The sequence below is a fragment of the Peribacillus sp. SIMBA_075 genome (assembly GCF_046534585.1).
Genome location: NZ_JAWRYN010000028.1, coordinates 39,205 through 61,308, shown reverse-complemented (window position 1 = coordinate 61,308; position 22,104 = coordinate 39,205). Strand labels below are relative to the sequence as shown.

The following is a 22,104-nucleotide window of genomic DNA, read 5'->3' as shown; positions in this document are numbered from 1 at the left end:
CCTGAAAAAACGACGACGAAATATGTAAATGTAAGCTCTGGTTCTCTCAATATGCGAAAAAGCGGAACGGAAAGTGCGAGCATAGTCGGGAAGCTTTCAAAAGGAACGAAAGTGACGGTGTATTCGGAATCCAAAGGCTGGGCGAAAATCAAGGCCAATGGAATAGATGGGTATGTAAGTACTGACTATCTTTCAACAACGAAGCCAGGAACGGCTCCCAATCCAATCATACCTGAAAAAACGACGACGAAATATGTAAATGTAAGCTCAGGTTCTCTGAATATGCGGAATAAACCGTCAGAAAGTGCTTCCATCATTGTGAAATTGGCCAAGGGTGCAGAGGTAGAAGTCATCTCGGAATCAAATGGCTGGTCAAAAATTATAGCGTATGGCGGAGAAGGTTACGTCAGTACGCAATATCTATCAGAAACGAAGCCTGGTTCTGTACCGGAAAGCCCGGATCCGAATCCAGACGAAGAAGAAACCACGTTAGTTAAATATGTAAATGTGAATGATGGCTCCAGTCTGAATATGCGCTCTTCTGCATCAGCTTCCGCTTCGATTATTGCCAAGCTTGTAAACAATACGGCCGTAAATGTATATTCTGAGTCTAATGGCTGGTCAAGAGTCACAGCTAATGGAAAAACGGGATATGTAAGTACGCAATATTTAACAGCCAAAGCGCCGGAAGTTCCAGGGAGTTCTAATGGATCGATAATCAGGATCGATAAAGAGTACAATCTTTCGATGGACAAGATGGTTGAAATCCAAATGGCCGTGAATGGTCAAACGGATAAAACGTATAAAACCTACATACGAGAGGATGGGTTAACGTTAATCAATCCAACAAAAGGTACGGTAAAAGGAACTGGATGGCGTGTCAGGGGCGGAGCTGGATCTAATTATTGGGTAGTCGGTGCTGTCAGCAATTATCAATCATTGAATATCAAATCAAAAGTCATGGGCGCTGACGGATACTATTGGTATGAGGTGGATTATAACAAGACATGGGTAAATGCCAGCCCGGAAGATATAGAATATAATCTCAATCCGGATAATTTTGTGAATGATCCAGTCAAATCGTTCCAGTTCGTTAAGCTCTCCCAAGTCACCAACATGAACGTTTCTGAAGTGAATGATAGAATCCTTTCAGGTAAAGGGATTTTACAAGGCCAAGCTGCAACCTTCACTTCGGCAGGGGAAAAGTATGGGGTGAATGAAATCTACCTGATTTCACATGCTTTGCTGGAAACCGGGAATGGCACTTCACCGTTGGCGACTGGAGTTAAGGTGAACGGGAAAACGGTCTATAATATGTATGGAGTGGGGGCTTTTGACGGAACAGCGTTAAGCAGCGGCGCTCAATACGCATATAATGCAGGCTGGTTCACTCCGGAAGCGGCCATCATAGGCGGAGCCGAATTTATCGCCAAAGGATATATCTCTGCTGGACAGGACACGCTATACAAAATGAGATGGAATCCTATAGCTGCAGAGAAATATGGATATGCTTCACACCAGTATGCTACTGACATTGGCTGGGCAACAAAACAAGTGAAACAGATTTATAATTTGTATAGTTTATTAGATTCCTATAAATTGACGATTGAAGTTCCTAAGTACAAATAAGAAAGAAGCAAAAAACACAGAGACCGACTCATGTGTTTTTTGTTTTTAAAACCAACTTCCAGCTCGAAAAAAGCTTCATATCGACGAAAAGGATAAAATGAAGCATTGATTATTTCATTTTATCCTTTTCTAAAATATCCTTAACGACATCCTCGATCGTTACCACTCCCAATGCCTTTTCCAAGGCAAGTTCAGCAACTGAAAAGATGGGTTCTATCGTATTTTGTATATTTCTTCCAACAGTGCATGCTGGATTAGGATTTTCATGGATTCCAAATAACTCTTTATCGGATACAACGTTAACAGCCTGGTAAACATCAAGTAAAGTAATATCCGATAATTCCTTGGCCAATGTCGCTCCGGCAATACCTGGACGAACGTTGACTAAACCTGCACTCTTCAGCATGCCGGTGATTTTTCTGATTAATGCTGGGTTGGTGTTTACACTTTTTGCAATAAAATCAGAAGTGTTAACGCCTTCTTTATTTATTTCTAAAAGAGATAATATATGGATTCCTACGGAAAAGCGGGTACTGATGGACATCTCTTTTTTCTCTCCTTTAAAATCTCTATTCTTATATAGTATAAATTATTTAACATGTAATTCAAGTAGTTACAAGTTATAATTGAGGGTGCAAGAATAATATTTATCCATTAACCTTTACCCTGTCAAGTAACGCCGTTAAGAAGAAGCAAAAATAAAAGGTATGTGTAATTGACAAACATCATAGTGAAACTTATATTATTACGTGTAAATGAATCAGTTACAGGTGAGAGGCATATAGGAAGGGGGAACTGAAATCGGCCTTAATGGTGCTTATAGGTGTCCATTATGGCTGTTTAAGGAATTTCTAAACAACTACAACAGATGGAGGTATATGATGGCTAATAAAAAAAAGGGTAATCCAAAACAATCTTCAGCATTCATGTTTTGGATCATAGGGTTAATCGCTGTAATCATTATTGGCTTTATATTTTTAGCGAATGGGAAAGACAAAGATACAGATACCGCTGTATCTGAAATGGATTATAAATCACAGCCCTATTTGGGAGAAAAATCGGCCCCTGTTCAAATTGTGGAATTTGGTGATTATAAATGTCCAGTGTGTAAGACATTCGAGGAGAAGTTCTTTCCTTCTATACAAAGTGAATTGATTGATACTGGAAAAGCACAATTTTATTTCATGAATTATTCGTTCATTAACGTCGATTCAATTAGATCCGCTAAATTTGCGGAAAGTGTTTATCAAGAATTAGGAAATGATACCTTTTGGAAATTTCATGAGCTGTTGTACGATAAGCAGCCAGATGACCCGAAATATGAAAAGGAAGATGTGTTTACGGACAAATTCCTAGAAGATACATTGAAAGAAATCGCAAATGACAAAGATGTGAAAAAGGTCGTTTCCTCTTTTAAAGCCGGTAATTCTGAGGACCAATGGAATAAGGATATGAAGATTGCCGACGAATTAGGCGTTTCTGGAACACCTTCCTTATTCGTTAATGGCAAGAAGTTTGAAGGAAATACAATCGATGATTTAGTGAAAATGGTTGATGATGCAGCGAAGGAGAAATAGTTGATGAACAAGCCATTATTATTTTCGTGGATCCTATCAATCATTGCCACTGCTGGAAGTCTCTATTTTAGTGAGGTTCTCCATTATGTACCTTGTACCTTTTGTTGGTATCAAAGGATCTTGATGTACCCGCTCGTTATTTTATTGGGCCGTGCCTTTTATGAGCAGGACCTGAAAATCCATCGGTACATACTCCCATTATCGATTTTGGGCATGTTGGTTTCAGGGTATCACTATAGTCTGCAAAAAATTCCAGCACTACAGCATTTCGAAATGTGCCAAAGTGGTGTTCCTTGCTCCGGTGAGTATATTAATTGGTTAGGCTTCATCACGATTCCGTTTTTGGCTTTTATTGCTTTTACTCTCATTACTATCTGTATGGGACTGCTAATGCGGAAGAACCGCCATATTTGAAAAAAGCACCATTCTTTGTCAACTCTACAGGGAATGGTGCTTTTTTTATCATCGAAAACCGGAATATATCATCGAAAATAGGAATATATCGGCGAAAACCGGAATATATCATCGAAAACCGGAATATATCATCGAAAACCGGAATATATCATCGAAAACCGGAATATATCATCGAAAATTGGAATATATCATCGAAAGTCGGAATATATCATCGAAAACCGGAATATATCATCGAAAATCGAAACTTACCAATCGTAATGACTCATAAGACTAAAGGCAGGATAAAATATATTTGACAAATCAGTGACTTGTAACTTATATTGTTACATGTAAGTAATTCAGTTACATTTGAGAATTCAATTAAGGGTTCAAAAACGATATAGGAGGAATTTGAAAATGAAAATAGGTATTATTGGTGCGAGCGGAAAAGCTGGAAGTATGATTTTAAAAGAAGCATTGACTAGGGGACATGAAGTTACGGCTATTGTCAGGGATCAAGCCAAAGTCCAAATTCAAGGAGCATCCGTACAGGAAAAAGACCTATTCGATCTGAAAGCTGAAGATATTAAAGCATTTGATGTGGTAGTGAATGCCTTTGGTGCTGCACCAGGGAAAGAACATCTGCATGTAGATGCAGGAAAAATCTTAATTGATGCCATGAAAGGGGCTCCTCAAACTAAACTGATCGTTGTTGGCGGAGCGGGAAGCCTTTTCGTTGACGAGGCGAAAACGATACGTGTACTGGAAACACCTGAATTCCCGAAAGAATACTTTGCAACAGCATCTAATCAATCCAAGAACCTTGAGGATTTAAATAATGCCACTGGAATTCAATGGACGTTCATCAGTCCTTCAGCCTTCTTTGATCCGCAAGGAAATAGAACAGGTGAGTATAAACTGGGTAAAGACAACCTTCTTGTAAACTCAAAAGGGGAAAGTTATGTAAGCTATGCCGATTTTGCCCTTGCAGTACTTGATGAAATAGAAAACCCGCAACACATCAATCAACGCTTTACGGTTGTTGCCGAAGCTGAATAATTTGTTTGTAAGGTGATCCATTATAGTGGACATCAGCCCCTGTCTTAAGGCAGGGGCTGATGTCCAAGATCACCGAATCCATCGCCATCCCCTGATTATTGCCTCCATTCAAATTCAATTGATTATCCATCCCTAACAAACCTTTTTATGTTGAAAATATTGACTGATATCCATTTATTGCTGATAATATAGTGAAGAAAGTCCTATGAATGGCTTTTTTTTTATTTCAGTGATAACTGTTAGTCTTTAGCAGAACATCTAGATTTCCCAACAGGGAACCAGAAAGAAAGAAGGACAATGTGAAAATGGATTATAAATGTTCTTACCACTCATGGGTGAATTTCGAAGCCCTTGATGAGGAAATGAAGTCATTACTAAACAAGATGCAAGATGATGAAAAACATATTGAAGATGCGTTTTATAAGAACTTGGAATTTGGCACAGGCGGTATGCGCGGGGAAATTGGGGCAGGTACCAATCGAATGAATCTTTATACGGTCCGCAAAGCAACATTGGGATTAGCCCATTATCTGCAATCGATGGGTGATGAAGCAAAACGCAGAGGTGTCGCGATTGCCTACGATTCACGTTTTAAATCACCTGAATTTGCCTTGGAAGCAGCCAAGACCTTGGCTACTGAAGGGATCAAGGCTTATCTATTCGATGAGTTAAGACCAACGCCGGAGTTATCCTTTGCCGTTCGAGAACTGAATGCCTATGCTGGGATCGTTATCACGGCAAGTCATAATCCCCCTGAGTATAATGGCTATAAAGTGTACGGACCAGATGGTGCCCAGCTTCCTCCGGCTACTGCTGATAAAGTGATTGAATTCGTGAATGCGATTGAAAATGAACTTGCCATTTCGGTAAAAGATGAAGTGGCATTGAAAGCACAGGGCCTCATTGAGATCGTCGGAGAGGAAATCGATGCCGCTTATAATGAAAAGTTGCTTACTGTGCCCGAAAACAGAAATCTAAGCGAAGAAGTTGATGTGACAGTAGTATTCACACCACTTCATGGCACAGCAAATAAGTCGGTTAGGCGGGCTTTAAAAGATCTGGGATACGATAAGGTACATGTTGTTAAAGAGCAGGAATTGCCTGATCCCAATTTTTCGACAGTCAAATCACCGAACCCTGAAGAACATGCAGCATTTGAAATGGCCATTGAATTAGGAAATGAGGTATCGGCGGACCTGTTGATCGCAACAGATCCGGATGCAGATCGGCTCGGTATCGCCGTTAAAAATAAGAATGGCGAATATGTAGTGCTTACAGGTAACCAAACTGGTGCACTAATATTGGATTATCTTTTAAAAGAAAAGAAATCGAAACGCACTTTACCTCCCAATGGAGTTGTCTTAAAAACGATAGTGACTTCTGAAATAGGCCGCAGGATCGCAAATGAATATGGCTTAGGGACCGTTGATGTATTAACGGGTTTTAAATTCATAGCTGAAAAGATCAACGAATATGAGAAAAGCGGTAAGCACACATTCTTATTCGGGTATGAAGAAAGTTATGGCTATTTAATCAAGGATTTTGCCCGTGATAAAGATGCGATCCAAGCTGCTGTTCTTGCGGTGGAAGTGTGTGCCTACTATAAAAAGCAGGGCATGGACCTATATGAAGGTTTGCTAAATATATTTGAAAAGTACGGATATTACCTGGAGGGACTCCAGTCATTGACCTTAAAGGGGATCGAAGGCGCTGGGCAGATTCAAGGGATACTGAATCAATTCCGTGAGAATCCTCCAAAGCAAATAGCCGGAAAAGGTGTAACTGTGCAGGAGGATTATCAAAGCGGCATGAAGCTGACGGTGGGCACCGATAAGGAAGAAGTCATTGATTTACCTAAATCAAATGTAATTAAGTACTTCCTTGAGGATGGCACATGGGTATGCTTACGGCCATCTGGGACAGAACCTAAAATCAAATTCTATTTCGGAATCCAAGGTGAAACGATGGAAGAAGCCGAGCTGAAGTTGAACCTAGTCATGAATGCTTTCATGGAAAAAATTAATGGGATGATCAATAGTACTAAATAAGTCAGTCTTTGGACCTGACAGCCGTATAATCAAGAAAATAAGGCCTTTTCCTGATATTCGTTCGGGAAAGGGCCATGTTTACTTTATCAGACGTTCCGTTCCAAGCTAGAGACGGTGAATAGTGTCAATTTATGTGTCTAAACAGTTGTAGATGAAAGATTTACCCAATAAGTTTTAAATTATGAAGAAATTGGTATATAATAAATAGGATATAAAAAGTATTGAATATACAAACATTTTAACAAAAAACCAGACTATGTTACTATTAATATGGTGATTAAGAAAAAACTGTAAATTATATGGATTTAATTTTTAAAGTTGATATGGAGGAGTAACAAGAGTATGAAAAAAGTAAAAAAGGCTATAATTCCTGCAGCTGGATTGGGAACTAGATTTTTGCCTGCTACGAAGGCTATGCCAAAAGAAATGCTGCCAATAGTGGACAAACCAACTATTCAATATATTATAGAAGAAGCCGTGAAAGCGGGAATCGAAGATATTATCATTGTCACTGGAAAGAATAAACGTGCGATAGAAGATCATTTTGATAATGCATACGAACTAGAGAACAACTTGAGGGAAAAAGGGAAATTCGATTTATTGGAGAAGGTACAATACCCATCGAATTTAGCTAATATCCACTACATTAGGCAAAAAGAACCGAGAGGCCTTGGACATGCTGTTTGGTGTGCACGTAACTTTATTGGTGATGAGCCATTTGCAGTCCTTTTAGGCGATGACATCGTTCAAAGCGATGTGCCATCATTACGTCAATTAATCAACGAATATGATGCGACAGGTTCGTCCATCATTGGAGTGCAGCCAGTAAATGAGAATGAAACACATAGATACGGCATCATTGACCCGCTTACTCAAGAAGGCAGAAGATACGAAGTGAACCGATTCGTTGAAAAACCAGAACAAGGAACGGCACCATCCAATTTAGCCATCATGGGAAGATACATACTAACCCCGGAAATATTTGATTTCTTAGCTAAGCAGGAAACAGGGGCTGGCGGTGAAATCCAGTTAACGGATGCGATCCAAAAACTGAATGAAATCCAAAAAGTCTTCGCTTACGATTTTGAAGGAAAACGTTATGATGTAGGAGTTGTTGATGGCTTTGTGAAAACGACAATTGAATTTGCCCTTCAACGTCCTGATTTAAGAGACGACATTATAAAAGAAATGGAAAATATCCTCAAGATGCATAAAGCAGGAATCAGATAGACCATTTTAAATAGAGAAAACACCTATGTGATACTATCCCCTTTAGGTAGAAAGTGTACTAAGACCAGTAACAATTTTGGATTGTACACGACTTGCCTGGAGGGGATTATTATGGCTAAAAGGGCTAAAGCGTGCGATCCAGGGACGCCCAATTCTTAAGACGCGTGAGGTTTGTTGGGAGAACTTATAACGTAAAGAAGTCAGTTTAAAAAGAAAGGGTAAATATTATATGATTTTGGTCGTTGGCGGTGCAGGATATATTGGAAGTCATCTTGTAAAAGAGTTAGTGAATACAGAAGAGGTTGTCATTCTGGATAATCTCTCAACCGGTTTTCCTTCGCTGGTCGATTCGAAGTCGATCTTGGTAGAAGGTAATTTAGGGGACGAAGCGGTCTTGAATGAAATATTCCTTAAATATCCCATTAAAGCTGTAATGCACTTTGCTGCTAATAGCTTGGTTGGCGAGTCTGTCCAAGACCCTTATAAATACTATGATAATAATGTTGGTGCAACTCTTACATTAGTGAATACCATGCTCAAGCATGATGTTAAGAATTTCATTTTTTCATCAACGGCAGCTACTTACGGTATACCAAATGTGGATATGATTGATGAAGATCAGCCAACTGATCCGATTAATCCATATGGCCGCTCGAAATTGATGGTGGAGCAAATCTTAAGTGACTTTGCAAATGCATATGGACTCCACTATGTCGTTTTACGTTACTTTAATGCGGCTGGAGCACATGTTTCGGCAGAAATCGGTGAAAGTCATGATCCTGAAACACATCTGATTCCTATTATTTTACAGCATTTATTAGGTCAACGAGAGAAGATTTCCATATTTGGCACAGACTATGACACGAAAGATGGCACTTGCATTCGTGATTATATTCATGTAACGGACTTAGCCAAAGCTCATATAATCGCGCTTCAAGCCCTATTGTCCGGGAAGAAGGATACGGCCATCTACAATCTTGGGAATGGAAAAGGATTTTCGGTTAAAGATGTAATCGACACTTGTGAAAAGGTCACAGGAGTGAAGCCGACCATAGAGTATGCAGACCGTCGCCCTGGAGATCCAGCCCGTCTGGTTGCTTCAGCTAATAAGATATATGAAGAACTTGGATGGAAAGCATCAATAGATTTGGAAGAGATTATTGAAAGTGCATGGAAATGGCATAAATCTCAGATAGTTTAACAATTAAAAGTCGTTTCAGGCTGTAGACAAACTCGAAGAAAAGCGAGTTTGCCTGCAGTTTTTTTAGTTGAAAATCGTTCCATTTGATTTCGGCCGCCGACTGTCTGCCAAGCCTCACCAAAGCACGCGTCTGTGGGATCTCGGCTAGCCAGTTTTTCGACCTCCCGCGCAGTTTATTCGACCGCGCAACCCAGTTGGACCTAACTCAAATTTTATTCGTCCGTTCACGAATTTTTGCGACAGTCTGAAACGACTTAATTAAAAGTCTTTCTTTGTTATTCTAAGCTTGAAGAGCTTTCTGTATTGATTTTTTCATCGCTTTTACAAAGTTCTGACGGGTCTCATCAGTTAATTCCAGCAAGGAAAGATAGGGATTTAAATCTTCCAGTTCAACCAATAAAAGTTCACCTTGCTCATTCCGGCATGCATCAACTCGTTGAATCCCCCAATCAAGATTATTCCATTCAATAAATTGCTGAGCAAAGGCTAAATCTTTTTCTGTTGGTGTATATTCCTTTAATCCCCATCTTTTCTCTTTGTCTGGTGCATAAAGAGCATACTGAAATTCCTTATCGATAAAATAAAATGAAACCTCATACTCAAAGTTGATAAAGGGTTGTACCAATAGGTTCTTTGATTCTGAATCGATTTTTTCTCCCAATTCATCTTTCGAGACAAATGCCAAACCGATGGAATCTGCACCATCTTTCGGCTTCACTATGTACATTTCTACATTAGGAAGTTTATTTAAAGAATCAAGGGTATCGATAGTTGGAATGACAGGAAATTGGGCATTCGTCAGTTCAATTAAGTATTCTTTCCCGTTCATATCAGCCTTTCCAATAAATGAATTATAAGTTTTCAAACCAGTAGCCACTCTCTTGCGGAATGCTTGATACTTATCTTTAAAATTTGCTACTGGACCAGCATTTCGAAATACAATTAGGTCAAAATCCTTTTCAAATGTTTCAGTGTCTTCAGGGTGACAAATGACCAATTGAAAATCTTCCCTAAGTTCCGAAGTAAGGAACAAATCCTCCTCATAATAATTTCTTCCTTTTGCTTCATAGTATAAATCTGTTACGAATAATAGTGTCTGCATTAGACCTTCACCTGCTTTGCCTTTATTTTCATTGATTTAACTGGATTAAAACAAAAAATCCCGTCTCATTAAGAGACGAGATTCGGAACTCGCGGTACCACTCTTGCTTAATGGAATGCTTAGAAAGCACATTGCTGCCCTTTACAAACATAATTGTATGTTGTCCCTTATAACGGAGGAAACCGGTAAAGCTTACTAAAGGTTCGGCTTTACTTCTCAGAGATGATCTTCGGTTATTATCTGGACACTGGCTTTCAGCAAAGCACCAGCTCTCTTTGGAACAGAAACTATAACGTACTCTTTCTCTTCATGGAATGTTAAATAAAATTAGGTTAATTTGAGTTATTGTATAATAGTCAGAAAATAAAATCAATGGTTTTTACCAGCAAGGAAAATGGTCATTTCTCTTAATATAGGATAATTGTTACTTCTATACTTAAATTCATGGATTTAAATTGAAAACGTAAAAACCCTGTGCTAAGACGTGTATTGTCTTAGCACAGGGTTCTTTAATCAATCATTCCCCCATGCTCATCCCTTTTAAAACGACCGCAGTCAAAAATACGGTCACACAAATGATTGAGGTGGATACGACAATCGCAATCGGTAACGTCATTGGAAATCCCTCCTTTAGATGATGGTCACGCTGCTAAGATCAACCTTCGCTCCATTTAAAAAGTTGAAAGTAAGTTTATCCATCGAAGCTCCAGTAAAGTCGATTTTCTTTAAATCGGACATCCGGAATTGAACATTGATGAGTGTGGCATCACGAAATGATGCCTTTTTCAATGAAGAACCCTCGAAAATGGTTTGGTTAAATGTTTCCCCATCAAATGTAAGACCAGATAAATTACAGCCTTTAAAATGGGTCTTATTATAAATGCTGTTCTTGAAAGTTACGCCTTTTAAATTCGCGCTTTTAAATAAGGTGCTCGTTAAATTGACGTTTTCAAAGATGCATTTATTTAAGTTACTGCTTTTAAAAGTGCTGTTCGTCAGGTCGGAATGGCTGAAATCAGAGCGGCTTAAATCACAGGAATTGAATTTCCCGTCATGCACGGAAACCGAGCGAAAGTCGGAATCCAATAAGCGATGTCTGGAATAGTCCATGTTTATCGCTTGCTCAAGTTCACTATAGTGAAGATTGAGTGATTCCATGAGCTCTGATACTTCTCCAATTGAATCCACAGTCAGCTTATACGCTTCCTGCTCACTAGAGCCATTCCTTTTATGGTCATTGTATTTTTCCAGTAAGTTTTGCAGCAGTTCTTCTTCCAATTCATTTGCTGTTTTTGCATTTTTGTACGGTGCAAAAATGCCATGAACATGTGCATGCAGTTTTTCAATCACATTTCATCTTCCTTTCTTACAAGAGGCGTTCAAGTATTCGCTTGGCAAGTTCCCAATCATTTTTATTTTGCGTATATGTGTCTTCCCCGATGGGGGTGATTTTGTAATATTTCCTTCTTCCGCCTTGTGAAGCATCTCCCCAATAAGAGATGATGCATCCGTCCTTTTCTAGACGTTTTAAACTGGAATACATGGTCGCTTCCTTTAATTCATATTGCTCATTTGAACTCATATATATCAGTTTGCTGATTTCATAACCGTATTTATCGCCACTTTGCAGGAGTTTTAGAATCATCGTATCTACATGTCCGCGAAGCAGGTCAGAGGATAGCTGTCGTTGAACCAAATCCTCACCTCCTGTGGTATATCTTATAATGCATTACTATGACAGTCAAGGTAATTTATTAAAATGGTTGCAGGTGTAAGGTCTGTGTTTAAAAAGGTATGGCCTTTAGATTTGGAGGGTTGTTCTATATGGAAAGAAATACAGGGAAACCTAATGTCGGACACGGCTGGAGCAATCTTATGATGATTTAAGGAAGAAAACCAATAGTGGGAACAGTTTTTAGAGATATGGCATACCTGACCGTTATCGTGGAAGGAAACATCGCATACTGAATGAACTTTACATATCCGCTTGGAAGGGATTTCATATGCTTTATAGAAGAAGTATGTAAGAGGCCGGGGAGGTATGGATGTTGAATAATTCGTGGAATAAAGTAATTTATAAGGTTTGGTCTCCAATATATGACAAAACCTTCAGTGCCCTCTTTTTAAAAGCCAGGAAAAGTATATTTGAAGAGATATCATTTCATGACAATGCAAAGGTTCTGTTTGTGGGCGTAGGAACGGGTGCCGATTTAGAGTTGATCAAGCACCTTGACCTTGAGATAACGGCGATAGACCTTTCGGCTGATATGCTAAAAAAGGCGATGGTTAAATATGGGGATAGATCGATCACTTTCCTGGAGATGGATGCACAGCATATGGAATTCGATAATGAATCGTTTGACTATATAGTTGGAAGTTTGGTCCTTTCCGTCGTACCTGATGCAAATGAATGTCTTAAGGAAATGATCAGGGTTTTAAAAGGCGAGGGGAAAATAATCATATTCGATAAGTTTATCTCTAAAGATGAACGGCTTTCATTACCCAAAAAGCTTCTGAGACCCATTATTAGATTTTTAGGTACAGATATTGGCTTGAGGTTTGAAGACTTGTTCAGTAGACATGAAAAAAATATGAAAATGGAAGAAAATCGATCGATCATGCTGAATGGAATGTATAGAAAGATAATTATCAGTAAACGGAGGGAAGAGTAAAGACCCAAAAGGTGTGAAAATCATTCTGAAAAATGGAAGGGCTCAACGAAGTTTATTTTCTTCATCATGGTTTATAACCTTATATTATTTTAAATAGATGTATAGAACGGAAAATCCCAATTAAGTCTTCCTTGGTTTTTCTAATCGTCGTTATTACATCCTTTATCAGTATGCAAATGATTGGCCATGATTATATCTTTTCAATGCTTACTGCCAATAGCATGATTTTAACCCTATTATTATTTTCTTGGAGATATCGAGAACTGCTGGTGATAGAGAGGTAGTTGTGGATTCTCTTAATCGGCTGGGATATTTTTTTCATCTAAGGGGGATTTATTTGTTTGTCAGTCTTGCCATTTTGATTGTTATAGTTATGGCTGCCAAAGTGATGGTAAAGAACAATAATATTGAGGAAGCTGGTGGAGGCATGTTTCAGAAGTGGATTGGGAGTCAATTGAAAAATCCGAAAGGCCCTCTCTCCAAATGGGTGGGCAGGTATATGGAGAGAGGGAACCATACTATAAATGATTGGACAATTGGCTTATTGAATAGTAATGGAAACGAAAAAATTCTGGAAGTCGGAATGGGAAATGGCTCCACATTAACTAGATTGGCTCAAGTGAATATTCTTGGCAGAAATTATGGTGTCGATATTTCCGAAAAGATGGTCAAAGAAGCAATGAGGAGGAATAGGAAGTATCTGTACGATGGGGTGGTGGATATACAGGTAGCCAATATTGAAAGCTTACCTTTTAGAAATGACTTTTTTGATAAAGTATTCACCGTCCATACCATTTATTTTTGGGATGATATTGATCAAGGAATATGTGAAGCATACCGAGTGTTAAAACCGCATGGAATGTTATTTTTATCTAAAACCAATATGGAAATGATGGAGCAAACGAAGGACTTTAAACTGTATTCAATCCAGGAGATAGAAAGTAGCTTGGTACAATGCGGATTCAAGGACATCAGGATACATAATAGAGATGAGTTTTATTGTTTGGTAGCTAAAAAATAGGAACCTGTCCGTAATGTTGATAATGGGTTGTTTCTATCAAGGTGCGTAAGTATGGGAGACACCGTTGTCTGTCATTCTTCTAATGGATAATGAGCTGATAAACGGTTATTAAGTAATGTTGGATTATCAATCAGAAGGCAGTTTGAGTGCGACTTTGCTAGCTTTACGTCATATGTAACAAATGCAGCTGTTACATGGCCGCCGGGCGAAATCGGTATAATTAAATTGTGGGATATAATGGGAAGAGGTGATGGGTTTTGTCGGAGACGATTACAACCTATGAAGATCTATTGAACATGCTTGATTCGTTATTGCGTGAGCCAACTGCATTCTGGAATGGTTTTTATGAAGACCGGGAAAAGGGAGTTCCCTTTTTCGGAAATCTCCCTGATGAGAATTTGGTTCAATACTTTGATAGTGAGCTGCTTGGGTCTGGAAAGGTACTTGAGCTTGGGTGCGGTCCTGGAAGAAATGCTATTTACCTTGCTCAAAAGGGCTGTTCTGTTGATGCGGTTGATCTTTCAAAGGAAGCCCTGGAATGGGGAAAAGAACGAGCGGCAGAAAAGAAAGTCCAAGTGAACTTCATTCAAAGGAATATATTTGAGTTGGAAATTGAGGAAGGGCGATATGACTTCGTATATGATTCAGGCTGTTTTCATCATATCGCACCACATCGAAGGATCAATTATTTGGAGATGGTGAAAAAGGCGTTAAGGCCAAGGGGATTGTATTCGATTACTTGTTTTATAGAAGGCGGCATATTAGGTGGTGCCGACATCTCGGATTGGGAGGTATATAGGCAAAGAAGCCTTAAAGGCGGATTAGGTTTTACTGAAGAAAAACTTAGAATGATTTTCAAGGAATTTGAAGTGGTGGAAATACGTAAAATGAGGAAAAAGGAAGAATCTGATGAAACCTTTGGGGTGCAAGGTTTATGGACGGCTTTATTTATGAAAAAGTAATGGTCATTAGATGGGTGAAACGGTGATGGGGTGGTTTAAAGGTTATGGATAGTGCGGCTCAATGCCACTCAATGCCACTAAACGGAGGATCTGGGATCAGGTCCTTTTTTCACGTGAAAAGAAAATGGTTTGGATGAAGGTGAAATTGTTAACAAAAAATAAAGATGGTAAACTATAACAATAAAATGACCAGAATAATTGATGAATGTTTTTAAGAATCCTTTTTTAAAAAATCGGCAGTTGTATGGTTTCAAAAATAGCTGGGAAGGTAAATGGAAAGAGGGGACCATTGGGGGGATCTTTGATGCTTACTTTGTTGATTGAATCGTTAACTTTCAATACCCTTACAATGCTGATTCCAGTCTTCCAGTAGCGATGATTTATCGATTGCTGAGACCAATTGGGATGATAAAAAAATAAATAGGTGGGGAATTTATGCACAGAAATAAAGAACTATATTCATTTTTATTAGGTGTTGCAGCACAATTGACTGAGGATTGGTACGCAACATTGAATAAAAATGATAAGGCGGGGGTTTATTGCTCACCTGATCCCGAAGTAATTAAAAAGCTTAAGCAACAAAATAATGAATTCCATTTACGTTTCTTTCAGGTCTTTGATACAGAGGAAAGGGAATACTTTGAGCATCTTGGTGAGTGGATTGAAAATATCGGTCAGGATGAGCAGCATTTAAACACACCCATCTATTTTATATTGAGGGAGTTCTTTCGAACGCAAGAGCAATACTTGGATTATATTGATCAATTCGTGGCATTGCATGGAGATCAACATACACAGGAGGAAATAAACTCCTGGTACCGGATAGTGGTCAAGGTGCTCAGTGAAGTGATGGAGCGGTTTACGGAAGCGAATCATAGATATGCCAATAAAATTATGAAAGCCCAGCAGGCAACGATCGATGAATTGAGCTCGCCTATCATTTCCCTTAAAGATAACACGGCGTTGCTTCCCCTGATCGGTGATATTGACACGGCGAGAGGCATGTCCTTGCTTGAAAACACATTACAAAAATGCGCTGAAAAAAATGTCACCAGGCTTTTCATTGACCTATCGGGCGTCCATGCAATAGATAGTGTATCCGCCCACCAACTGTCACAATTGATTGAATCCTTAACTTTGATCGGAATCCGGACAACCCTTTCAGGACTTCGGCCGGAAATAGCCAAGACTGCTGTTAAGCTTCAACTGCCTTTTGATAAAGTGATGATAAAATCCACTCTTGCCCAAGCCATCAATACCATTAAATAATACATACGTATTCATGGCAGGGGAATATTTGTTTTAGTGAAAAAAGTATAAAATCCATTCAAGAAGACCGCCATAAAGCAGCCTTCTTGAATGGGTAAACATAAAAATGAAACCGCTACAGAAAAGGGAGGTGGAACTATGGAAAGGCATATGACATTTGATGATGATGCGGGTATGGGCTATATCTATTTAGCCGAACCATTGAAGCACACCATTACAAAAACGGACGAGCTCCCGCTTAACGAGGATATCATTCTGGATTTCGGCAAAGGCATTCCAATCATAGGAATTGAATTGGAAGGTGGAACAGCCTTGAAAATTAAAGGTTTGGCTGATGAAATGCCTACATTCACAATAGGAATTACAGCTGATGGTGAAAGCTATTATTCCTTAAGATTGAATGATGTACTTGTAAAACGGTCAGTTACTCATCCTGATGCCAAGAAAATAGTGTTTCTCTTTTCAGATCCTGACTGCAGGGAATTTATAGGAATCGATATATATGACACGAAGTCCTATGATGAGTCATTCTTAATCGGCTGATTTTAGTTCATCTTCATACAGCCAGAACCGGAAACGAGAAGGGGAACCATTATTCAATATTTGCAAAGACGGCAAGATCTTCTTTATTGCCAACCACTAAAAGCATATCTTTTTCTTGGATATCCTGATCGGGTGATGGTGCTATGATAATTTCCCCATTACTCACGATGGCAATGACGCTGATATTATATTTTGCGCGTAAATCCAGCTCCCTGAGGCTTTTTCCCTTCATGCTCATGGGGACTATGATTTCCTCGATATTATATTCTTTAGATAGTTCAATATAGTTCAGCATGTTAGGGGACAGAAGCTGGTTCGCGACCCGTTCCCCCATATCCCTCTCAGGATAGATGACCCAATCGGCTCCAACTTTAGTGAGCACCTGACCATGATTTTTATTAAGGGCCTTGGCAATCACCTTTTTGACCCCAAGCTCTTTTAAAAGCAAGGTAGTTAAAATGCTTGATTGCATATCAATTCCGATGGCTACGATGACACAATCGAAGTTGCGGATTCCAATGGATTTCAATGTCTCTTCTTCAGTCGTATCCGCAATGACTGCATGGGTAACGCTCAGTTCCGCATTCTCGACTCTTTCCCCGCTGATATCAATACCCAATACCTCTTGGCCAGCCGAATATAATCTATGGGCCACACTGGTTCCGAATCTGCCTAAACCAATCACGGCATATTGTCTTTTTCCCATCTTTTACACTCCTTCATTTATGTTTAACCAATCATGATTTTCCCTTTTGGACGTCGGAACGGATCTGGTTTGCGCCTCATAGCGATGGCAAAGGCCAAAGTCAAAGGACCCACACGGCCTGCAAACATCGTGAAAATGATGAGCATCCGGCCAACCGGTGATAATTCGGGGGTCAAACCCATTGAAAGTCCCACGGTGGCAAATGCTGAAGTGGCTTCAAATAAAATCATCAAGAAGTCACTTCCGCTTTCAGTGATGGTCAGCAGAATGGAGATGATTGAAACCATGAATACGCCAATGAATGTAACGGATAATGCTTTAAAAATCGTTTCACTAATTATGCGGTGACGGAATAATACCACATCACCCTTTCCTTTAATCTGTGACCAGACCGTTCCGATAAGCGTCGCAAATGTGGTTGTTTTAATCCCGCCGCCAGTCGATCCGGGTGAAGCCCCAACGAACATCAAGAAAATGATGAGCAGTAATGTGGGTTGAGTCAAATCAGGGATATTCAGCGTATTGGAGCCGGCCGTCCTTGGTGAAACCGATTGAAATAGAGACGATAACGTTTTACCCATGAAAGATAAAGGCTGCAATGTCTTGGCATTACCGAACTCGAATAAAAAGATTAAAATTGCGCCGACGATTGTAATTGTCAGGCTAGTCATCAGAACAACCTTCGTATGTACGGATAAACGATGGGTATCACGATATTCGTATAGTTCATTCATCACGATAAAACCTATTCCGCCAAACGTGATCAGGAAGGCGACCGTAAGGGTTACGAATGGATCCGATACATAAGGGGTCAAGCTCTTGAATTCTCCCATCAAATCAAAACCGGCATTATTGAAATTCGATATGGAATGAAAAACCCCGTAATAGATCGCTTTGCCGATTGGCATGTCAAAAGAAAAGCGAATCGATAAGATAAGGGCACCCATGCCTTCAATGATGGCCGTGAAAATTAAAAGCCGTTTTACTAACTTGACTATACCTGCCATGGAAAGATTATTTAAGGATTCCTGCAAGAGTAACCTGCCTTTTAAAGAAATCCTTTTGCCTAAAAGGAAAAAGAAAAACGTCGCAAATGACATGAAACCTAAGCCGCCTATCTGAATCAGTGTTAAGATGACCAATTCACCAAAGGTGGTGAAGGTCGTTCCCGTATCCACTACGACAAGTCCTGTTACACATGTAGCGGAGGTTGAGGTGAATAAAGCATCCAGAAAAGCAAGGCCATTCCCATTTTCAGTAGAAATCGGCAGGGTCAGCAAATAGGCCCCAATAAGTATCAGGGTGGCAAAGCCTAGTACAAGGATTTTTGGCGGATCGAATAATTTTTTTGCTTTTATCAATTGATCATCCCTACCTAAAAATGACATGTGTAAAACTGTATGAATATCTTAACCATCAATCCTGTTATCAAATCTTTTTTAAGCATAATAAAAAGACCTGCGTAAACATCGAACAGCTATTTTGTCACAAAAAGCGTGCAAAAAAAGCTCCCGAAATAGGCGGTCTTATGACCTCCTTCGCTTTAGCCGACGAAGTTAGCTGACGGGTAGGATGGCGAAAGAGCTGATCTCATCCCTTCTGCATGGCAGAATTAACCCCAAATGATTGGGTCCTCCGTACTCAATTCCTTTGAGTTTTGGCCGAAATATATTAAATTGATAAACGTATTCTACTCCCAACATTTAGCAGTTGTAAACCCCTAAATTGTAAAAAAATATTTCTTTAATAAAACTGAAAATTTACGTTTTATTTACATTGATAAAACGTATTGACAAATATTAGTTAGCACATTATGATAGGTTCGATTAATCCGATTATGATAACAGTTTCGGTGTACTTGATTCAACACTTTCTAGCTGAACAGGTCATGGGCAATCAATGTTATTAATATATATAAACTATTTTTCTTTTGAAAAGCATAGAAAAAGTCAATGCATTCGTATTTAAAGGTTTCAGACATTTTATAAAAAAGGCGGGCAATTATGGAGAAGACGTTCAATAGATATGTTATTAACGCTACAGGCAAGGGTGGCCAGACATATTTAACACAATGCCAGGATAAAGATGCACTAAGGAAATGGATAGCCGATCATGAGGACCAAATCATAATGAATGAGTTAAGGATAACGGATAAGAAAAAGAATCCGTTATTAAAATTGTTTTCCCTAAAGTAAATCAGCTGAATCCAAACATTCATTTAACGGTATTCAATTATGTCATTCCTGTGTCTTATTCGGGAACGCTGAGCGAAAAATTCCTATCTTGTTTTGCTTTCAAACTCATTTAATTTTGAATGAGTTTTTTTGTTTTGAAAATCATAACATTTACAAAATTATACCATTAATGTTAAAGTTTAGGGGGAATGTGATTCTGATGAGAAAAAAGTAAATGAAACGCAACTTTCCAGTGCGCTTGGTAAACTGGAAAGGAGTAACGGGGATGTATTGAGGCTTAAAGGGAGTTCCCATTATAGTGCATAGTTATTGCATGCTGTTAATGCAATACGGCATAAGATTAATAATGGTGACATATTAATTGGCACCGTTCTATTGATCCCGTCCCCAAGACGCATTTCTTGTGGACGGTTTTTTTTATTGTTTTTATATTTTCTTTCTAAGGAGGGGAAGCGTTGACATTGAGAAATTCATTAGTATCTTGGAAATATCCTTCCATTTTATTGTGCGGGATCGGGATTTCCAACTTCGGTGCTTGGGTTTATTTCATTGCACTTAATTTAATCGTGCTGGATATGACTGGCTCGGCCTTGGCGGTTGCTGGACTGTATATCGTTAAACCGATGGCTGCCATATTTACGAATGTTTGGGCCGGCAGCGTGATCGACCGGATCAATAAGCGGAATCTAATGATCGCACTTGATCTATTTCGAGCGGTATTCATGGCTTTGCTGCCATTGGCTTCTTCTATTTGGGTCATCTATTCCCTTATCTTCGTGATCAATATGGCAGAGGCCATGTTTGTAACGGCATCAAGGACTTATATAACAAAATTAATCCCCATTGAACAGCGGAAACGATTTAACTCGTTACGAAGCTTGATCGATTCTGGAGCTTTTTTGATTGGACCAGCGATAGCGGGTATCCTTTTCTTAATCGGTACACCGGTTTTAGCCATTTATATTAACGCGGCTGCCTTATTATTATCCGGTATCATCACTCTATTCATGCCTAATCTTGAAAAGGATCATCCCCTTGGAAAATCCAGTCATTACCTGTCTTGGACCATCATGAAAAAGGATTGGGGCATCGTCCTGGATTTCAGCCGGAAATCTTCCTATATCATGCTCATTTATTTCTTATTCAGCTGCATGGTGGTGATGGAAACGGCCATCGATTCCCAAGAAGCAGCGTTTGCCAAGGCCATACTCCTTTTGTCGGACAGCGATTACGGATTCCTTGTAAGCATCGCCGGGGCAGGCATCATTGCGGGTGCCATAGTCAATGCCGTATTCATCAGTAAAGTGCAAATCTCGTACATGATTGGTCTTGGATCTTTATTTGTCTCGATAGGTTATATGGTCTATGCCTTTTCGAATTCCTTTTCATTGGCCGCCATCGGTTTCTTCATCATTGCCTTTTCTCTGGCGTTTGCCAATACAGGCTTTCAAACCTTTTATCAAAATAATATTCCTGTGGAAATCATGGGCAGGGTCGGAAGTGTTTTTGGCTTGTTAGAAGCTTTATTGATCATCATCACTACAGCAATTGTCGGTGTTTCAGCTCATTTCATTTCGAGTCGGTTCGTGGTGATTTCAGGTTCAATGATCATGTTTGCTATATCCATTTTATTGTCCATGCTTAGTATGAAGGCCTCGAAGAGCAGGTATTATCAGGTTGGAAAGGCAGAGGTCAAAGCGGGGGAAAAGATGTAAGTTTAAAGGGGGAGTATCCCATTTTATTATCCTAAAGGCATGTAAATGGAACATGCCTTTATAAAAGTTCATTGAATGAATGCCCGTAATTGGCTGATGAAGTTCAGGATTTGAAAATGAATTTTCGCCATTTCTTCCGCCGTTTGCTCTTCGCAATTCTCCAGCCACTCCTGTATAACGCCTAAAATCGCAGATGTCATGAAGGCGTGCATATACATGCGGAATGCTTCATCTTTAGCTGCTGGATGCTGGCTGATCAAACGCTCCGATAGTACTTCACCGAACACAAGCTTTATTTTTTTTGCAAAAGAAGGATCTCCCTTATCTCCAAGAATGGCCCTTAATGCGTGCGCATGTTCACTGATGAATTGAAAAATGGCTACGAAAGGCGGGTAAAGTTGTTGTTGATGGAGAGCCAAAAAAGCCTCTTTCGGCAAAATGGCAGTAATTCGGGTTTGTAGTTCATTTAACAATTCCTGCTGTAAGTGATCCATCAATTCATATTTATCTGTGTAATGCAAATAGAATGTGCCCCGATTAATGTTGGCGCGCTCTGCAATTTTCTTCACTGAGACATGTGAGAACCCCTCTGCTTCAACGAGTGCAATAAAATGATGTTGTATCTGCTTTTTCGTCTTTTGTACCATATCCTCATGAAATTCCGCCATTGAATGTCTCCTCACTAAACATTTTTCGAAATGTGTTGATTGTATTAGACTAAAAGCTACCTTAGAATGATGATACACTCAACACCGTGTTAATTAAAGAGGGAGGATGTGTGT

Annotated in this window: 21 protein-coding genes, 1 riboswitch and 1 other annotated feature; of the genes, 14 read left to right on the top strand and 7 right to left on the bottom strand. The window is 39.4% G+C overall.

Going from position 1 to position 22,104, the window contains the following annotated elements:
• Positions 1–1,629 (top strand): SH3 domain-containing protein (locus SB775_RS18500; protein WP_410862723.1); only part of this gene is annotated, 1,629 nt, incomplete at its 5' end.
• Positions 1,630–1,738: 109 nt separating this feature from the next.
• On the opposite strand, the gene SB775_RS18495 is transcribed toward SB775_RS18500, so the two are convergent.
• On the bottom strand, positions 1,739–2,173 hold the full coding sequence (locus tag SB775_RS18495; protein WP_061465201.1) for an Rrf2 family transcriptional regulator: 435 nt from the start codon (positions 2,171–2,173) through the stop codon (positions 1,739–1,741).
• Between the two features lie 337 nt (positions 2,174–2,510).
• On the opposite strand from SB775_RS18495, the gene SB775_RS18490 reads away from it, so the two are divergent.
• The 6 genes from SB775_RS18490 (at position 2,511) to galE (ending at position 9,137) form a co-directional block, all read left to right on the top strand.
• Complete coding sequence (locus tag SB775_RS18490; RefSeq protein WP_318686760.1) at positions 2,511–3,206, top strand: DsbA family protein; 696 nt, start codon at positions 2,511–2,513, stop codon at positions 3,204–3,206.
• A gap of 3 nt (positions 3,207–3,209) precedes the next feature.
• Positions 3,210–3,620, top strand: coding sequence for a disulfide oxidoreductase (locus SB775_RS18485; RefSeq protein ID WP_089362749.1), 411 nt, complete (start codon positions 3,210–3,212; stop codon positions 3,618–3,620).
• 396 nt (positions 3,621–4,016) lie between these two features.
• Positions 4,017–4,658 carry an NAD(P)-dependent oxidoreductase gene (locus tag SB775_RS18480; protein WP_284469501.1) on the top strand — a complete coding sequence of 214 codons (642 nt, stop codon included), beginning with the start codon at positions 4,017–4,019 and terminating at the stop codon, positions 4,656–4,658.
• 305 nt (positions 4,659–4,963) lie between these two features.
• Complete coding sequence (locus SB775_RS18475; RefSeq protein ID WP_410862721.1) at positions 4,964–6,706, top strand: phospho-sugar mutase; 1,743 nt, start codon at positions 4,964–4,966, stop codon at positions 6,704–6,706.
• A gap of 342 nt (positions 6,707–7,048) precedes the next feature.
• Positions 7,049–7,936 (top strand): UTP--glucose-1-phosphate uridylyltransferase GalU, encoded by an 888-nt coding sequence (gene galU, locus SB775_RS18470; protein ID WP_089362753.1) that lies wholly within the window; start codon positions 7,049–7,051, stop codon positions 7,934–7,936.
• Between the two features lie 229 nt (positions 7,937–8,165).
• Positions 8,166–9,137, top strand: coding sequence for a UDP-glucose 4-epimerase GalE (gene galE, locus SB775_RS18465; RefSeq protein WP_410862719.1), 972 nt, complete (start codon positions 8,166–8,168; stop codon positions 9,135–9,137).
• A gap of 280 nt (positions 9,138–9,417) precedes the next feature.
• On the opposite strand, the gene SB775_RS18460 is transcribed toward galE, so the two are convergent.
• The 3 genes from SB775_RS18460 to SB775_RS18450 form a co-directional block, all read right to left on the bottom strand.
• Complete coding sequence (locus SB775_RS18460) at positions 9,418–10,239, bottom strand: ATP-grasp domain-containing protein (protein WP_410862718.1); 822 nt, start codon at positions 10,237–10,239, stop codon at positions 9,418–9,420.
• Positions 10,240–10,307: 68 nt separating this feature from the next.
• Positions 10,308–10,559: a binding site (T-box leader), on the bottom strand.
• Between the two features lie 310 nt (positions 10,560–10,869).
• Positions 10,870–11,589: a pentapeptide repeat-containing protein gene (locus SB775_RS18455; protein ID WP_410862717.1), complete on the bottom strand. Its 720-nt coding sequence runs from the start codon at positions 11,587–11,589 to the stop codon at positions 10,870–10,872.
• Positions 11,590–11,605: 16 nt separating this feature from the next.
• Entirely contained in the window at positions 11,606–11,884 is a 279-nt protein-coding gene (locus tag SB775_RS18450) for a PadR family transcriptional regulator (RefSeq protein ID WP_397260673.1), read from the bottom strand.
• Between the two features lie 403 nt (positions 11,885–12,287).
• Here SB775_RS18450 and SB775_RS18445 point away from each other — a divergent pair, with 403 nt between their 5' ends.
• From SB775_RS18445 to SB775_RS18425, 5 genes are all read left to right on the top strand, one after another.
• Positions 12,288–12,911: a class I SAM-dependent methyltransferase gene (locus SB775_RS18445; protein WP_410862726.1), complete on the top strand. Its 624-nt coding sequence runs from the start codon at positions 12,288–12,290 to the stop codon at positions 12,909–12,911.
• Between the two features lie 337 nt (positions 12,912–13,248).
• On the top strand, positions 13,249–13,932 hold the full coding sequence (locus SB775_RS18440; protein ID WP_410862715.1) for a class I SAM-dependent methyltransferase: 684 nt from the start codon (positions 13,249–13,251) through the stop codon (positions 13,930–13,932).
• A 257-nt stretch (positions 13,933–14,189) separates the two neighbouring features.
• Positions 14,190–14,894, top strand: coding sequence for a class I SAM-dependent methyltransferase (locus tag SB775_RS18435; RefSeq protein WP_410862714.1), 705 nt, complete (start codon positions 14,190–14,192; stop codon positions 14,892–14,894).
• 435 nt (positions 14,895–15,329) lie between these two features.
• A complete protein-coding gene (locus tag SB775_RS18430) occupies positions 15,330–16,163 on the top strand; it encodes an STAS domain-containing protein (protein ID WP_410862712.1) in 834 nt (277 codons plus the stop codon).
• A gap of 138 nt (positions 16,164–16,301) precedes the next feature.
• A complete protein-coding gene (locus SB775_RS18425) occupies positions 16,302–16,706 on the top strand; it encodes a DUF2283 domain-containing protein (RefSeq protein ID WP_176431908.1) in 405 nt (134 codons plus the stop codon).
• A 49-nt stretch (positions 16,707–16,755) separates the two neighbouring features.
• On the opposite strand, the gene SB775_RS18420 is transcribed toward SB775_RS18425, so the two are convergent.
• Positions 16,756–17,412: a potassium channel family protein gene (locus SB775_RS18420; protein ID WP_410862710.1), complete on the bottom strand. Its 657-nt coding sequence runs from the start codon at positions 17,410–17,412 to the stop codon at positions 16,756–16,758.
• 23 nt (positions 17,413–17,435) lie between these two features.
• Entirely contained in the window at positions 17,436–18,800 is a 1,365-nt protein-coding gene (locus tag SB775_RS18415; RefSeq protein WP_410862708.1) for a TrkH family potassium uptake protein, read from the bottom strand.
• A gap of 142 nt (positions 18,801–18,942) precedes the next feature.
• Positions 18,943–19,085, bottom strand: a riboswitch (cyclic di-AMP (ydaO/yuaA leader).
• 330 nt (positions 19,086–19,415) lie between these two features.
• On the opposite strand from SB775_RS18415, the gene SB775_RS18410 reads away from it, so the two are divergent.
• A complete protein-coding gene (locus SB775_RS18410; protein ID WP_317778213.1) occupies positions 19,416–19,607 on the top strand; it encodes a hypothetical protein in 192 nt (63 codons plus the stop codon).
• A gap of 461 nt (positions 19,608–20,068) precedes the next feature.
• On the top strand, positions 20,069–21,322 hold the full coding sequence (locus tag SB775_RS18405; protein ID WP_410862725.1) for an MFS transporter: 1,254 nt from the start codon (positions 20,069–20,071) through the stop codon (positions 21,320–21,322).
• Positions 21,323–21,390: 68 nt separating this feature from the next.
• Here SB775_RS18405 and SB775_RS18400 read toward each other — a convergent pair whose 3' ends face one another.
• On the bottom strand, positions 21,391–21,990 hold the full coding sequence (locus tag SB775_RS18400) for a TetR/AcrR family transcriptional regulator (RefSeq protein WP_410862706.1): 600 nt from the start codon (positions 21,988–21,990) through the stop codon (positions 21,391–21,393).
• Between the last annotated feature and the right edge of the window lie 114 nt (positions 21,991–22,104).

Coding starts and splice junctions, on each gene's coding strand:
- SB775_RS18485 (WP_089362749.1), top strand. CDS start 3,210: ATGAACAAGCCATTATTATTTTCGTGGATCCTATCAATCATTGCCACT.
- galU (WP_089362753.1), top strand. CDS start 7,049: ATGAAAAAAGTAAAAAAGGCTATAATTCCTGCAGCTGGATTGGGAACT.
- SB775_RS18415 (WP_410862708.1), bottom strand. CDS start 18,800: ATGTCATTTTTAGGTAGGGATGATCAATTGATAAAAGCAAAAAAATTA.
- galE (WP_410862719.1), top strand. CDS start 8,166: ATGATTTTGGTCGTTGGCGGTGCAGGATATATTGGAAGTCATCTTGTA.
- SB775_RS18475 (WP_410862721.1), top strand. CDS start 4,964: ATGGATTATAAATGTTCTTACCACTCATGGGTGAATTTCGAAGCCCTT.
- SB775_RS18480 (WP_284469501.1), top strand. CDS start 4,017: ATGAAAATAGGTATTATTGGTGCGAGCGGAAAAGCTGGAAGTATGATT.
- SB775_RS18400 (WP_410862706.1), bottom strand. CDS start 21,990: ATGGCGGAATTTCATGAGGATATGGTACAAAAGACGAAAAAGCAGATA.
- SB775_RS18450 (WP_397260673.1), bottom strand. CDS start 11,884: ATGATTCTAAAACTCCTGCAAAGTGGCGATAAATACGGTTATGAAATC.
- SB775_RS18425 (WP_176431908.1), top strand. CDS start 16,302: ATGGAAAGGCATATGACATTTGATGATGATGCGGGTATGGGCTATATC.
- SB775_RS18420 (WP_410862710.1), bottom strand. CDS start 17,412: ATGGGAAAAAGACAATATGCCGTGATTGGTTTAGGCAGATTCGGAACC.
- SB775_RS18495 (WP_061465201.1), bottom strand. CDS start 2,173: ATGTCCATCAGTACCCGCTTTTCCGTAGGAATCCATATATTATCTCTT.
- SB775_RS18410 (WP_317778213.1), top strand. CDS start 19,416: ATGGAGAAGACGTTCAATAGATATGTTATTAACGCTACAGGCAAGGGT.
- SB775_RS18430 (WP_410862712.1), top strand. CDS start 15,330: ATGCACAGAAATAAAGAACTATATTCATTTTTATTAGGTGTTGCAGCA.
- SB775_RS18490 (WP_318686760.1), top strand. CDS start 2,511: ATGGCTAATAAAAAAAAGGGTAATCCAAAACAATCTTCAGCATTCATG.
- SB775_RS18460 (WP_410862718.1), bottom strand. CDS start 10,239: ATGCAGACACTATTATTCGTAACAGATTTATACTATGAAGCAAAAGGA.